We start from the raw sequence: 13,065 nt of genomic DNA, 5'->3' as shown, positions 1-13,065 counted from the left end.
CTCGCGCCGGGCGGGCCTCAGGCGTAGATCTCGGCCCGGGCCCGGCCGGCCTGCTTGGCGGCGTAGAGGGCCTGGTCGGCGAGCCCGACCAGGGCCCGGGGATCCGCGGCATGGCGGGGCCAGGCGGCGATGCCGCAGGACACCGTGACCGGGCCCAGCAGCCGCCCCCGGTAGTGGTAGACCTGGCCGGCCAGCTCCGCCATCAGTGCCGACAGCCGGGCCCGGGCGCCCTCGGCGTCGACGCCGGGCAGCAGCAGCACGAACTCCTCGCCGCCCAGCCGGCAGATCGCGTCGCCGTCGCGGAAGTGCCGGCGCAGGGCCTCGGCCACCCCGGCCAGCACACGGTCGCCGGCCTCGTGGCCGTGACGGTCGTTGACCGCCTTGAAGTGGTCGATATCGATCATCACCAGGCTCAGGGGGGCGCCGTCCGCCGGCGCCCCGTCGGCGGTCGCGTCCAGGCGCCGCTGGAAGTGGCGCCGATTGGCCAGGCCGGTGAGGGGATCGGTGCGGGCATCGCTCTCCAGGCGCTCGACCAGGGTCTGCAGCTGGCGGGTGCGCTCGTCGACCTCGCGCTCCAGGTGCCGGTTGAGCCGCGCCAGGTCCCGCCGGGTGCGGGCATAGTCGGCCAGCGAGATGCCGACGATCGCCAGCGCGAAGGCCAGCGCCCCGGCGCTGACCGGGACCCGGACCCAGGGCAGCAGGCCGTGAGCGACCAGCATGTCCACCAGCAGCAAGGCGCCGAAGACGGCGTAGCTGGCGAGTATCGCCCGTTGCAGCGGATCGAGGCGGCGCAAGCGCGGCGCGATCGCCGCCAGCAGGATCGTCAGGCTGATCACCAGCAGGCCGTCGAAGACCGGGAAGGTGATGGAGAGGTTCACCCAGCCGGCCGCGGCGGCGCCCAGCGCCAGCGCCAGGTAGGCCAGGTGGCCCTGCCAGATGCGGCGGATCAGGCGCGGCCGGTGATCGGCGAACCAGTGCTCCAGCAGCAGGCCGAGGGCCACGGGCAGGGTGAAGTAGCCCCCCGCGGCGAGGAAGTCCCAGAGCAGGGGCGCGTTCAGCAGCAGCTGGCTGGCCTGGGATTCGGCGAGGATCATCACCCCCGCGGCCAGGGCGAACAGCGCGATGGCGGCGAAGCCGCGCCGGTTGGCGCGGATCAGGGCAAAGGCGCCGGCGAGCAGGGCGAGCAGCAGGCAGAGGCCGCTGACCACCAGCGCCGCGGCGGAGTGGCGCAGGATGTAGCCCAGCAGGTCGGCCCGCTCCATCAGCTTGACCTCGCCCCACAGGCCGATGTCGGTGTAGTCGGAGTAGACGCGGAAATACAGCCGGCGGCCGGCGAAGTCCTCGGGCAGGCCGATCATGTGCCAGGGCCAGCCGACGAAGCGACCCTCGCCCGTGGCATCGAAGGTGCCGTGCCGGTAGATCCGCTCGCCGCCCAGGTAGGCCTCGGCGATCAGGTCGATGCTGTAGACGTAGAGCACCGGATCTCGCCATGGCCCCTCGGGCAGGGTGACGCGGAACCAGGCATGGCGGCGGCCGGCGCGATCGGGCGGGTTGGAGGGGAAGGCGATGGGGCGCCAGGCGTCGTCCTCGGCGGCGCCGGTCCAGGCCGGGGTGCCGTCGGCCAGGAAGGGGGAGTCGCCCCAGCGGTATTCCCAGCCCTCGCCGAGCTCCCGGGGCGCGTTCGGCGCGGCGGCGGCCGGCGCCATCAGCAGGCACAACAGCAGCGCCGCGCCCAGCAGCCTCTCCCAGTGGCCCATCGCGATCTCCTTGCCCGAGTCCGGACGCCAGTATAGGCCAAGCCGCCGGGCCGGGTGTTCGCCCGGCGATCAACGCAGCGCGGCGCCTGCATTTATACCGTTATCATCCTGGTCGGGTAAGTCATGGCTCACCTCCGGGGCGGCGTGGCCGTGGCTCAGTCGCCCACCGGGGCGAGCCCGGCGGCCTCCACCAGGGCACGGGTGTAGTCGCGCTCCGGCTCGCTCAGCACGCGCCGGCAGTCGCCGCGTTCGACCACCTCGCCGTCCTTGAGCACCAGCACGCGATGGGCCATGGCGCGGACCACCGCCAGGTCGTGGCTGATGAACAGGTAGCTGAGGCCGCGGCGGCGCTGCAGCTCGCGGAGCAGCTCGACCAGCTGCTTCTGGACGGTGCGGTCCAGCGCCGAGGTCGGCTCGTCCAGCACCAGCAGCTCGGGCTCGAGGATGATGGCGCGGGCCACGGCGATGCGCTGGCGCTGGCCGCCGGAGAACTCGTGGGGGTAGCGCGAGCCGCCGTCCTCGGGCAGGCCCACCTCGCGCAGGGTCGCCCGGACCCGGGCGTCCACCGCGGCGGCGTCGAGCTCGGGATGGTGGAAACGCAGCCCCTCGCTGACGATGTCCGCCACCGGCATGCGTGGCGAGAGCGAGCCGAAGGGATCCTGGAAGACCACCTGCAGCCGGCGGCGGCGGCGGCGCAGGGCGTCGCCGTGCAGGCGGTCCAGGCGCTCGCCGTCGAAGTGGATCTCGCCGTGACTGGCCTGCAGCCGCAGCAGGGCCAGGGCCAGGGTGGTCTTGCCCGAACCGGACTCGCCGACGATGCCCAGCGTCTCGCCCGGCGCCACTTCCAGATCCAGGGGCTTCACGGCCTCGAAGGCCGGGGGGCGGCGCGCGAACAGTCGCTTGGGGCGCTGGAAGCGCACGCCCAGCCGCCGCGCCTGGAGGAGCGGCGCCCGGCGCTCGACGGGGGCGGGGCGCCCGGCGGGTTCGGCCGCCAGCAGCTCCCGGGTATAGGGGCTCTGGGGCGCGACGAAGACGCGTTCCACCTCGCCGGTCTCCTGGGCGCGGCCGCGGTGCATGACGCAGACCCGGTCGGCGTGGCGACGCACCAGGTTGAGGTCGTGGGTGATGAACAGCATGCCCATCCCGTGGGCATCGCGCAGCTCGGCCAGCAGCGCCAGGATCTCGCGCTGCACCGTGACGTCCAGCGCCGTGGTGGGCTCGTCGGCGATCAGCAGCCGGGGGTTGTTGGCGATGGCCATGGCGATCATCACCCGCTGGCGCTGGCCGCCGGAAAGCTGGTGGGGCCAGGCGTCGAGCAACTCCTCGGCCCGGGGCAGGCGCACCTGTTCCAGCAGCTCGCGGCTGCGGCGTCGGGCGGCCTGGCCGCGCAGGCCCTGGTGCAGGCGCAGGGTCTCGCCGATCTGCTTGGCCACGGTGTGCAGCGGGTTCAGCGAGGTCATGGGCTCCTGGAAGACGAAGCCCACCCGGCCGCCGCGCAGGGCACGCCAATCCCGCGGCGAGAGCCGTGCCAGGTCGGTGTCGCCGAGCCGGCGGGTGCCGTCGACCCGGGCGTTGCGCGGCAGCAGGCCCAGGGCGCCCAGCGCCGAGACCGACTTGCCGGAACCGGACTCGCCGACCAGCGCCAGGGTCTCGCCCGGGGCCACGGCCAGGCTCAGGCCCTCGACCACGGGCACGCCGTCGAAGGCCACGGTCAGGTCGTCGAGGCGAAACAGCGGCTCAGCCATGGGCGCGGCTCCCGGAATGCTGGATATGGCGGGGGTCGAAGGCGTCGCGCAGGCCCTCGCCGATGAACACCAGCAGCGAGAGCATCACCGCCAGGGTCAGGAAGGCGGTGATGCCCAGCCACGGCGCCTGGAGGTTGTTCTTGCCCTGGGCCACCAGCTCGCCCAGCGACGGCGAGCCCGGCGGCAGGCCGAAGCCCAGGAAGTCCAGGGCGGTGAGGGTGGTGATGGCGCCGGTGAACAGGAAGGGGATGAAGGTCAGGGTGGCGACCATGGCGTTGGGCAGCACATGGCGCCACATGATCAGCCGCGACGGCAGCCCCATGGCGCGGGCGGCGCGGACGTATTCCAGGTTGCGGGCGCGCAGGAACTCGGCGCGCACCACGTCCACCAGGCCCAGCCAGGAGAACAGCAGCATGATGCCCAGCAGCCACCACAGGTTGGGCTCGACCAGGCTGGCCAGGATGATCAGCAGGAACAGCACCGGCAGGCCCGACCAGATCTCGATCAGCCGCTGGCCGATCAGGTCCACCTTGCCGCCGAAATAGCCCTGGATACCGCCGATCAGCACCCCCAGGACCAGCGAGCCGGCGGTGAGCACCAGGGCGAAGACCACCGACAGCCGGAAACCGTAGATCACCCGGGCCAGGACGTCGCGCCCCTGGTCGTCGGTGCCCAGCCAGTGCACGGCGTCCGGCGGCGAGGGCGCCGGGTGGCCGAGGCGCTGGTCCAGGGTGTCGTGGGCGAAGGGGATCGGCGGCCACAGCATCCAGCCCTCGGCCTCGATCGCCTCCCGGGTATAGGGATCGCGGTAGTCCGCCGGGGTGGGCAGGAAGCCGCCGAAGGCGGTATCCGGGTAGTCCACCAGCAGGGGGGCGTACCACTGCCCCTGGTAGTGCACCACCAGGGGCCGATCGTTGGCCACCAGCTCGGCGCCCAGGCTGATGACGAACAGCACCATGAAGACCCACAGCGAGACCCGGGCGCGGCGGTTGCCGCGGAACACCGCCAGGCGGCGGCGGGCGATGGGTGAGAGGCGATCGGCGAGGCGATTCATGCTCAGGACTCCCGGGTCGCGAAGTCGATGCGCGGGTCGACCCACACATAGGTCAGATCCGAGATCAGCTTCAGGATCAGGCCGATCAGGGTGTAGAGGTAGAGGGTGCCGAAGATCACCGGGTAGTCGCGCTGCATCACCGCCTCGAAGCCCAGCAGGCCCAGGCCGTTGAGCGAGAAGATCACCTCGATCAGCAGCGAGCCGGTGAAGAAGATCGCCACCAGCGCCGAGGGCAGCCCGGCGATGATGATCAGCATGGCGTTGCGGAAGACGTGGCCGTAGAGCACCCGGCGGTCGCCGGCGCCCTTGGCCCGGGCGGTGAGCACGTACTGCTTGTGGATCTCGTCGAGGAAGCTGTTCTTGGTCAGCATGGTCAGGGTGGCGAAGCTGCCGATGGCCGAGGCCAGCACCGGCAGGCTGATGTGCCAGAAGTAGTCCTTTACCTTGCCCCAGGCCGAGAGCTCGGCGAAGTCCGGCGAGGTCAGGCCGCGCAGCGGGAAGACCTCCCAGTAGCTGCCGCCGGCGAACAGCACGATCAGCAGGATGGCGAACAGGAAGCCGGGGATGGCATAGCCGACGATCACCAGGCCCGAGGTCCAGACGTCGAAGGGACTGCCGTGGCGCAGGGCCTTGCGGATGCCCAGGGGGATGGACACCAGGTAGACCAGCAGGGTGGTCCAGAGCCCCAGCGAGATCGACACCGGCAGGCGTTCCAGCATCAGGTCGGTGACCGGTTCGCCGCGGAAGAAGCTCTCGCCCAGGTCGAAGGTGGCGTAGTCGGCGAGCATGCCCAGGAAGCGCTCGTGGGCCGGCTCGTCGAAGCCGAACTGGGTCTCCAGCCGCTCGATGTAGGCCGCCGGCACGCCCCGGGCGCCTCGGGACTCGCCGCCGGCGGTGTCGCCGCCGCCGCTCTCGAGCCGGGTGCTGGCCTGGGTCGACAGGCCCTCGAAGCGGGCCAGCATCTGGTCGATGGGGCCGCCCGGGGCGGCCTGGACGATGATGAAGTTGAGCAGCATGATCCCCAGCAGGGTGGGGATCATCAGCAGGATGCGGCGCAGTACATAGGCGGCCACGGCGTGTCCTTAGCAATCATGTCCGGATGTCGTACGATCAGGGGGCGAGGAGAGGTGTAAGGGGTGAAGGGTAAGGCGTATGGAAGCCCGATCAAGGCTTACGCTCTGACACACCTCACACCTCACACCTCACACCTCACACCTCGCACCTCGCACCTCGCACCTCGCACCTCGCACCTCGCACCTCGCACCTCGCACCTCGCACCTAACACCTCGAGCCCCGCTCACCGATTGCGCTGGCGGGCCTCGATCGCCTCGGCGCGCTCGGGCTCGATCCACCAGGCGTCGAGATCCAGGTTGTACTCGGGGAAGGGCTCCCGCCAGCCGAACTTGTCCCAGAGGGCGATGCGGGTGCTGTCCAGGTGCCACTGGGGGATGACGTAGAAGCCCCAGCGCAGCACCCGGTCCAGGGCCCGGGCGGCGGTGTCCAGCGCATCGCGGGAATCGGCGGCGATCAGCTCGTCCACCAGGTCGTCGATCACCGGGCTTTCCAGGCCGATCAGGTTGCGGCTCTGGGGGGCGTCGGCGTACTCGCTGCCCCAGAACTCGCGCTGCTCGTTGCCGGGGTTGGCGGACTGGGGGAAGCTGCCCACCACGATGTCGAAGTCGAACTCGCGCAGCCGGTTCAGGTACTGGTTGACGTCGACGATGCGGATGTCGCCCTGCACGCCGAGCCGGGCCAGGTTGCGCAGCAGCGGCTGGACGACCCGCTCGAACTGGGTGTCGAACAGCAGTACCTCCAGGGTCAAGGGCTCGCCGGTCTCGGCGTCCACCAGGGTGCCGTCGTCGCGATGGGTGTAGCCGGCCTCGCGCAGCAGGGTCAGGGCCCGGCGCAGACGCGGGCGCATCGCCTCGGGGTGGTCCACCGGCAGGGGCTCGTCGAAGACCCGCTCGGGCAGGGCGTCGCGGTGCGGCTCGAGCAGCGCCAGCTCGTCCTCCCCGGGCAACCCCTCGGCGGCCATCGGCGAGTTCTCGAAGTAGCTGTGGGTGCGCTCGTAGGCGCCGTAGAAGAGGTGCTCGTTGAGCCAGTCGAAGTCGAAGGCCAGGTTCAGGGCCTCGCGCACCCGCACGTCCTGGAAGGTCTCGCGGCGCAGGTTCATGACATAGGCCTGCATCCCCGCGGGCTGGCCGTCGGGCACCGCCAGACGCTCGACGAAGCCGGCCTCGGCGGCGGGGAAGTCGTAGGCGGTGGCCCAGTTGCGGGCGCTGGTCTCGATGCGCAGGTCCAGGTTGCCGGCCTTGAAGGCCTCGAGCGCCACGGTCTGGTCGCGGTAGTAGTCGAAGACCAGCCGGGCGATGTTGTGGCGGCCGCGGTTCACCGGCAGGTCGCGGCCCCAGTAGTCGTCGACCCGCGCGTAGACGATCCGCCGCCCCGGGTCGACCCGCTCGATGCGATACGGCCCCGAGCCCAGCAGGGCGTCGCGGGTGGGCCGCTCGAAGTCCCGGTCCGCCCAGTAGTGGGCCGGCAGGATCGGCATCTGGCCGAGGATCAGCGGCAGCTCCCGGGACTCGCTGTCGGCGAGGTCGATATGCACGGTGTCGGCGTCCACCGCCCGCACCGCGCGGACATCGTCGTAGTAGGCGGCGTAGAAGGGCTGGCCCCGTTCGGTGAGGGTCTCGAAGCTGAACACCACGTCGTCGGCGTCGACCGGGTGGCCGTCGTGGAAGCGCGCCTCGGGGTGCAGGTCGAACTCGATCCACTGGCGTTCCGGATCCAGGCGGATGCCGGAGGCCAGCAGGCCGTACATGGTGAAGGGCTCGTCGGGGTTGGCGACCATCAGGGTGTCGTAGATGGCGTTCAGGCCCGAGGCCGGCGTGCCCTGGACGATGAAGGGGTTGGTGGAATCGAAGCTGCCGTTGGCGCCGCGGGCGAGGGTGCCGCCGACCGGTGCCTCGGGGTCGGCATGGGGAAAGTGCGCGAAGTCCGCCGGCAGGGCCGGCTCGCCGTAGAGCGCCAGGGCATGGCGGGTGGGGACCTCCGAGGGAGAGGCGGCCAGGACGGGGCTGGCCGCCAGGGCCGCCAGGGCCGCCAGCAGCGGGACGGTCACACGCATCGGTCGGATTCCTTGTGCCGAGGCGGAGCGGGCGCCTCGGGGCGCCCGTCCGGGGATCATCTACCGGAAAGTGTCAGCTGCTGGCCGGGTTGTAAAGCGTCGGGCCGGTCGATGTCGTTCCAGCGGGCCAGGTCGGCGACGGCCAGGGCATGGCGGGAGGCGATGCCCGAGAGGGTGTCGCCGCGCTGCACCACGTGCACCTCGGGCACCGCGCTGTCGGCGGGGGCCGGACGCGACAGGGCCGCCACCAGGCGCTCGGCGCGATCCGTCGGCACCAGCAGTTCGCGCACCTGCCCGGGGCGGGCGATGTCGCCGCGCAGGCCGGGGTTCAGTCGGCTCAGGGTCCCGGTCGAGACCCCGGCGTGGCGGGCGGCCTCGTCGAGGCGCACCGGGCGGGTCACCGGGACCCGGGCGAAGGCCGGGCCGCTGTCGATGGCCGGCAGCCGGACGCCGTAGCGCTCCGGGGCCTCGATGATGGCGGCGATGGCCAGCAGCTTGGGCACGTAGTCCATGGTCTCGTCGGGCAGGGCGAGGTCCCAGTAGTCGCCGTCGAGTCCCCGGGCCAGGGCTCGGCGCCGGGCCCGGTTCACGGTGCCGGCGCCGGCGTTGTAGGCGGCCAGCGACAGCTCGATGTCGCCCTCGTACCACTGGGCGGCCTGATCCTCGATGTAGTCCAGGGCCGCCCGGGTGGAGCGCACCACGTCGAGGCGGCCGTCCCAGCCGCGGCCGCGGCGCAGGCCCAGGGCATCGCCGGTGCGCGGCATGATCTGCCACAGGCCGGCGGCGCCGAAGCGGCTGCGCGCCTCGGGATCGAAGGCGCTCTCGACGAAGGGGATCAGGGCGATCTCGCCGGGCAGCCCGCGGGCCTCGACGCGCTCCAGGATCCAGGCCAGCCAGGGGCGCGCGCGTTCGGTGATCTCGCGGATGTTGTGGGGGCTTTCGCTGTATTCGTCGATCCAGTGCTGGACCCGCTCGTGGCCGGCGCCCTGGCGCCACTGGTCCTGCCAGCGGAAGTTGGCGCGCAGCCGGGACCAGGCGTCGGCGGATTCCAGGTCCAGCTGGTCCCAGAAGTGGCGCCCCCCGGCGGGCTCACCGCGCGAGCCGCTGGTGAAGGTCGGGGTGTCGGCGCCGAGCTGGCCGGCCGGCAGGCTCGACGCCTTGGTGTAGGCGCCGGCGAGCAGCGCGCCGGTCAGGGCGATCGTGCTGGCGAATCCGAGGAGTCGTCGGCGCGATGTGTGATAGGTCATGCAGGGCCTCCGAGGCGCATGCGCGGATGCCGACGCTCGGCGGAACGCTGCGCCCGACGGGTGGGTCTCAGAAGGAGTCTTTCCAGGCGCGCAGGGTGGCGAAGGTGGCCAGGGCGTCGTCGCTGTCGCCCCGAGCGGCGGCGGCGCGTCGCACCCCCGGCTCGTCGCAGCGCAGGAAAGGGTTGATGCGCCTTTCCCGCCCGATATGGCTGGGCAGGGTGGGGCGCTCGAGCTCCCGAGCCCGCCGGCACTCCTGCTCGGCGGCATCGATGTCGGGGTTGTCGGGATCCGCGGCCCGGGCGAAGGCGAGGTTCGCCAGGGTGTACTCGTGGGCCGCGAACACCAGGGTGTCCTCGGGCAGCGCCGCGAGACGCGTCAGCGAGGCATGCATCTGTTCGGGGGTCCCTTCGAACAGGCGACCGCAGCCGGCGCTGAACAGGGTGTCGCCGCAGAACAGCAGCGGCGGGATACCGGCGGTGAAGAAGGCGATGTGGTCCAGGGTGTGGCCGGGGACCTCCATCACCTCGAACAGGCGCCCCATCACCCGCACCTCGTCGCCGGCGCCGACGCGCTCGTCGATGCCCTCGATGGCCGGGTTGTGCGGGCCGATGACCCGGGGGGCATAGCGCGCGATCAGCTCGGGCAGGCCGCCGACGTGGTCGGGATGGTGATGGGTGATCATCACGCTGCCCAGCTTGAGGCCCTCGCGCTCGAGCGTCTCGATGACCGGGGCCGCATCGCCGGGATCGACCACGCAGACGTCGTCGCTCGTGTCCTGACGCAGCATCCAGATATAGTTGTCGCGAAAGGCGGGAATCGGTGTCACGCTCAACATGGGCTCGGGGTCCTCGCGCCTGGCTCGCTCGAGCCGGCGGGCGCCGTGAATCATCGGGGTTCCACAAAACGGGCTACTTTGGAGAGAAGCGCGGATCATGTCAAATTCGCAGGATGCGATGGCCATGGCGCGGCGGGTCCGGGAGGGTCGCCGCTTCTGGGCGACGCCGCCGGGGCGGGGGCTCTGGCATGCTCAGCGGGCCTGCCTGGGCCCGCTGTGCGAGCGCTGGTTCGGCGTGCACGGCCTGGAGATGAGCCTGGCGCCCACCCTCACCGATATGTGCCCGGTGCGCCATCCCATGCGCTGGGCGCCGACCCGGGAGCTCGCCGAGGCCGAGAGCACCCTGGTCTGCCCCCCCGATGCGCTGCCGTTGCCGGATGGCTGCCTGAGCCTGGTGGTGGTGCATCACCTGCTCGAGGTGGTCGCCGATCCCCACCACCTGCTCCAGGAGGCCGCGCGGGTCACCGCCCATGACGGCCATCTGCTGCTGTTCGGCTGGAATCCCCTCGGCCCCGGCGGCCTGGCCCGGCTGTGGCCCGGCCGGCGGCGCCACCTGCCCGGGCGGGGGCACTGGCGGACGCCGGGCCGGCTGGCCGACTGGCTGGCGTTTGTCGACTTCGAGTCGCAGCGGGTAGACTACTGCGGCTTTCGCCTGCCCGGCGGGCAGGCTCACAACGCCATGCTCGAGACCCTGGGCCGGCGGCACAACCTGCCGCTGGGCGAGAGCTTCATGATTCATGCCCGGCCCCGCGCCCAGCTGATCCAGCCCCGACGCGGCCGGGTGGTCTTCCCGGCGCCGCTGGCCGGCTCGACCCTGGGCAGCGCGTCCGGCCGGGCCCTGACCGGAGAGGGCGAGCGAGGGTGAGCGATACACCACAGGACGGGACAAGGCCCGAGGTGACCATCTACACCGATGGCGCCTGCCGGGGCAATCCGGGGCCGGGAGGCTGGGGCGCGCTGCTGATCAGCGGGCCCCACGAGAAGCCCCTCAAGGGCGCCGAGGCGCGGACCACCAACAACCGCATGGAGCTGATGGCCGCCATCATGGCGCTGCGCGAGCTCAAGCGGCCCTGCCGGGTGGCGCTGTGGACCGACTCGGAATACCTGCGCCGCGGCATCACCGAGTGGATCCATGGCTGGATCAAGCGGGGCTGGAAGACGGCCTCCCGCCAGCCGGTCAAGAACGCCGAGCTGTGGCGCGAGCTCCACGAGGAGACCCGCCGCCACGACATCGAGTGGCACTGGGTCAAGGGCCACAGCGGCCACCCCGGCAACGAGCGGGCCGACGGCCTGGCCAACGAGGCCATCGACGAGATGCAGGCCGGGGCCTGAGGTCCCGGCGCGACCCTGAACGCCGAGCAGGAGAGGCGAGCCCATGCGCCAGATCATTCTGGATACCGAGACCACCGGCATCGATCCCCGGGACGGTCACCGCCTGATCGAGATCGGCGCGGTGGAGATGGTCAATCGCCGGCTGACCGGCAACACCTATCACCAGTTCATCAATCCCCAGCGCGAGATCGACCCCGAGGCGATGGCGGTCCACGGCATCACCAACGAGCGGGTCGCCGACGAGCCGCTGTTCGCCGAGATCGCCGACGACTTCTGGGCCTTCATCGAGGGCGCCGAGCTGGTGATCCACAACGCACCCTTCGACGTGGGGTTCATCGATCACGAGCTGGGCCTGCTCAACGCCGCCCGCGGCGAACCCCGGCTGGGGCCGGTGGCCGAGCACTGCCGGATCCTGGACACCCTGGTGATGGCGCGGGACAAGCATCCCGGCCAGCGCAACAACCTGGACGCGCTGTGCAAGCGCTACGAGATCGAGAACGGCCACCGGGTGCTGCACGGCGCCCTGCTCGACGCCGAGATCCTCGCCGATGTCTACCTGGCGATGACCGGCGGCCAGACCGCCCTGACCCTGGACGCCTCGGCCGTCGATGACGGCGAGGCCGACGCCGGCGCCGGGCCCAGCCTGCGGCGGGTGTCGCTGTCCCCGGGACAGCTGCGCGTGCAGGCCCCGGACGAGGCCGAATGGCAGGCCCATCGCGACAAGCTGGCCCGGATCCGAGAGGCGGCGGGGGAGTGCCGCTGGGACGGCCTGGAGGGCTGGCCCGGCCGGGAGGCGCCCTGATGCTGCGCCGCGAGCTGCCGGTCGAGGCCGCGGCCGGCGCGGTCATCCGCCTGGCGGCGGGGCGCATCGCTCCGGGGCCGGACGGCGGCCCGCTGCAGCCCGAGCAGCCCTGGACGGCGGCCATGCAGCCGCTGTGCTGGTGGCGTGACCGGCCGGTGGCGCTGTCGGTGGAGGACGCCGCCGGCGACGACTGGCCGGACGGCCGGGCCTGGCTTGCGCGGCTGCCGGAGTCCTGGTTCGCCCTGGTCTCCACGGCCCTGCAGGTGGGGGCCTGGCTGCGCCATCATCGCTTCTGCGGCTGCTGCGGGGCCCCCGCCTCGCGGCTGGATCGCGAGTTCGCCATGCACTGCGCGCGCTGCGGGCACCGCAACTATCCGCGTATCTCGCCGTGCATCATCACCCTGGTGACCCATGGCGAGGCCATGCTGCTGGCGCGCAGCCCGCGCTTCCCGCCGGGGCGCTACTCGACCCTGGCCGGCTTCATCGAGCCGGGCGAGTCCGCCGAGGAGGCGGTGCGGCGCGAGGTCTTCGAGGAGGTCGGGCTGACGGTGGGGCGGCTGCGCTACTTCCAGAGCCAGGCCTGGCCCTTCCCGCATTCGCTGATGCTGGGCTTCTTCGCCGAGGCGGCGAGCCGGCGGATCCGCATCGACGAGCGGGAGATCAGCGACGCGGCCTGGTTCGCCCCGCGCCGCCTGCCCCGGCTGCCGCCGCCCTATTCCATCTCCCGGGCGTTGATCGAGACCCACCTGGCCGAGGTCGGCGCCCGGGCCTGAGCTCCGGCGGCGCTCAGGCTCCCGGGAAGAGGCTGCCCAGGCGGGTGGCCAGCATGACGTTGCCGGTGGCCTTGAGCCGGCCGCTCATGAAGGCACTCATGCCGCTGATCTCGCCGCGCATCACGCCCTTGAGGGTGTCGGTGCTGAGGCTCAGGCTGACCGACGGCTCCTCGTGGGCGCCCTCGTGGATCTCGAGCTCGCCGTCCCGCACCACCAGGTGGTAGTCCCCGGCGTCGCTGAAGTGGAACTGGAAGACCTCGTCCATGCCGCGGGCGGCCTGGGGGTCGAAGCGGGCATGCAGCTTGTCGAGGGTGGTGTCGGACATGGAGGGCTCCGGGAGTCGTCGGGGAATCGATCCGCGAGCGTAGGGAAAACCGCGGACGCGATCAAGCG

At 71.9% G+C, this 13,065-nt stretch carries 12 protein-coding genes; 4 read left to right on the top strand and 8 right to left on the bottom strand.

Annotated elements, in window-relative coordinates:
- Positions 1-17: 17 nt before the first annotated feature.
- From QC818_RS03490 to gloB, 7 genes are all read right to left on the bottom strand, one after another.
- Complete coding sequence (locus QC818_RS03490) at positions 18-1,757, bottom strand: GGDEF domain-containing protein (protein ID WP_309651456.1); 1,740 nt, start codon at positions 1,755-1,757, stop codon at positions 18-20.
- Between the two features lie 155 nt (positions 1,758-1,912).
- Positions 1,913-3,502: an ABC transporter ATP-binding protein gene (locus tag QC818_RS03485; protein WP_309651455.1), complete on the bottom strand. Its 1,590-nt coding sequence runs from the start codon at positions 3,500-3,502 to the stop codon at positions 1,913-1,915.
- Positions 3,495-4,556 (bottom strand): ABC transporter permease, encoded by a 1,062-nt coding sequence (locus tag QC818_RS03480; protein WP_309651454.1) that lies wholly within the window; start codon positions 4,554-4,556, stop codon positions 3,495-3,497. Before QC818_RS03480 ends, QC818_RS03485 begins: the two co-directional genes overlap by 8 nt.
- A 2-nt stretch (positions 4,557-4,558) precedes the next feature.
- Complete coding sequence (locus tag QC818_RS03475) at positions 4,559-5,629, bottom strand: microcin C ABC transporter permease YejB (protein ID WP_309651453.1); 1,071 nt, start codon at positions 5,627-5,629, stop codon at positions 4,559-4,561.
- Between the two features lie 224 nt (positions 5,630-5,853).
- Positions 5,854-7,683 carry an extracellular solute-binding protein gene (locus tag QC818_RS03470; protein WP_309651452.1) on the bottom strand — a complete coding sequence of 610 codons (1,830 nt, stop codon included), beginning with the start codon at positions 7,681-7,683 and terminating at the stop codon, positions 5,854-5,856.
- A 56-nt stretch (positions 7,684-7,739) separates the two neighbouring features.
- Positions 7,740-8,930 (bottom strand): transglycosylase SLT domain-containing protein, encoded by a 1,191-nt coding sequence (locus QC818_RS03465; RefSeq protein WP_309651451.1) that lies wholly within the window; start codon positions 8,928-8,930, stop codon positions 7,740-7,742.
- A 67-nt stretch (positions 8,931-8,997) separates the two neighbouring features.
- The gene (gene gloB / locus QC818_RS03460; protein WP_309651607.1) at positions 8,998-9,765 is read right to left on the bottom strand and encodes a hydroxyacylglutathione hydrolase; all 768 of its coding nucleotides are present in this window, start codon (positions 9,763-9,765) and stop codon (positions 8,998-9,000) included.
- A gap of 97 nt (positions 9,766-9,862) precedes the next feature.
- Between gloB and QC818_RS03455 the strand changes: the two genes are divergently transcribed.
- From QC818_RS03455 to nudC, 4 genes are read left to right on the top strand one after another with little or no spacing between them, the layout of a single operon-like run.
- Positions 9,863-10,630 (top strand): methyltransferase domain-containing protein, encoded by a 768-nt coding sequence (locus QC818_RS03455; protein WP_309651450.1) that lies wholly within the window; start codon positions 9,863-9,865, stop codon positions 10,628-10,630.
- 32 nt (positions 10,631-10,662) lie between these two features.
- Positions 10,663-11,097, top strand: a complete 435-nt coding sequence (gene rnhA, locus QC818_RS03450; RefSeq protein ID WP_374710049.1) for a ribonuclease HI — start codon at positions 10,663-10,665, stop codon at positions 11,095-11,097.
- Positions 11,098-11,140: 43 nt separating this feature from the next.
- Positions 11,141-11,899, top strand: a complete 759-nt coding sequence (dnaQ, locus tag QC818_RS03445; RefSeq protein WP_309651448.1) for a DNA polymerase III subunit epsilon — start codon at positions 11,141-11,143, stop codon at positions 11,897-11,899.
- Positions 11,899-12,672: an NAD(+) diphosphatase gene (gene nudC / locus QC818_RS03440; protein WP_309651447.1), complete on the top strand. Its 774-nt coding sequence runs from the start codon at positions 11,899-11,901 to the stop codon at positions 12,670-12,672. The genes dnaQ and nudC overlap by 1 nt, the downstream gene beginning before the upstream one ends.
- Before the next feature lie 13 nt (positions 12,673-12,685).
- Here the strand turns inward: nudC and QC818_RS03435 are convergent, their stop codons facing one another.
- Positions 12,686-12,997 (bottom strand): SCP2 sterol-binding domain-containing protein, encoded by a 312-nt coding sequence (locus QC818_RS03435; RefSeq protein WP_309651446.1) that lies wholly within the window; start codon positions 12,995-12,997, stop codon positions 12,686-12,688.
- Between the last annotated feature and the right edge of the window lie 68 nt (positions 12,998-13,065).

The organism is Halomonas koreensis (genome assembly GCF_031451675.1).
Taxonomy (GTDB): domain Bacteria; phylum Pseudomonadota; class Gammaproteobacteria; order Pseudomonadales; family Halomonadaceae; genus Halomonas; species Halomonas koreensis.
This window is presented reverse-complemented; position numbering and strand designations above follow the sequence as displayed.

Excerpts from the sequence above, each read along its gene's own strand:
- QC818_RS03435 (WP_309651446.1), bottom strand. The coding sequence starts at position 12,997 with ATGTCCGACACCACCCTCGACAAGCTGCATGCCCGCTTCGACCCCCAG.
- QC818_RS03465 (WP_309651451.1), bottom strand. The coding sequence starts at position 8,930 with ATGACCTATCACACATCGCGCCGACGACTCCTCGGATTCGCCAGCACG.
- gloB (WP_309651607.1), bottom strand. The coding sequence starts at position 9,765 with ATGTTGAGCGTGACACCGATTCCCGCCTTTCGCGACAACTATATCTGG.
- QC818_RS03480 (WP_309651454.1), bottom strand. The coding sequence starts at position 4,556 with ATGAATCGCCTCGCCGATCGCCTCTCACCCATCGCCCGCCGCCGCCTG.
- QC818_RS03490 (WP_309651456.1), bottom strand. The coding sequence starts at position 1,757 with ATGGGCCACTGGGAGAGGCTGCTGGGCGCGGCGCTGCTGTTGTGCCTG.
- QC818_RS03485 (WP_309651455.1), bottom strand. The coding sequence starts at position 3,502 with ATGGCTGAGCCGCTGTTTCGCCTCGACGACCTGACCGTGGCCTTCGAC.
- QC818_RS03470 (WP_309651452.1), bottom strand. The coding sequence starts at position 7,683 with ATGCGTGTGACCGTCCCGCTGCTGGCGGCCCTGGCGGCCCTGGCGGCC.
- nudC (WP_309651447.1), top strand. The coding sequence starts at position 11,899 with ATGCTGCGCCGCGAGCTGCCGGTCGAGGCCGCGGCCGGCGCGGTCATC.
- dnaQ (WP_309651448.1), top strand. The coding sequence starts at position 11,141 with ATGCGCCAGATCATTCTGGATACCGAGACCACCGGCATCGATCCCCGG.
- QC818_RS03455 (WP_309651450.1), top strand. The coding sequence starts at position 9,863 with ATGTCAAATTCGCAGGATGCGATGGCCATGGCGCGGCGGGTCCGGGAG.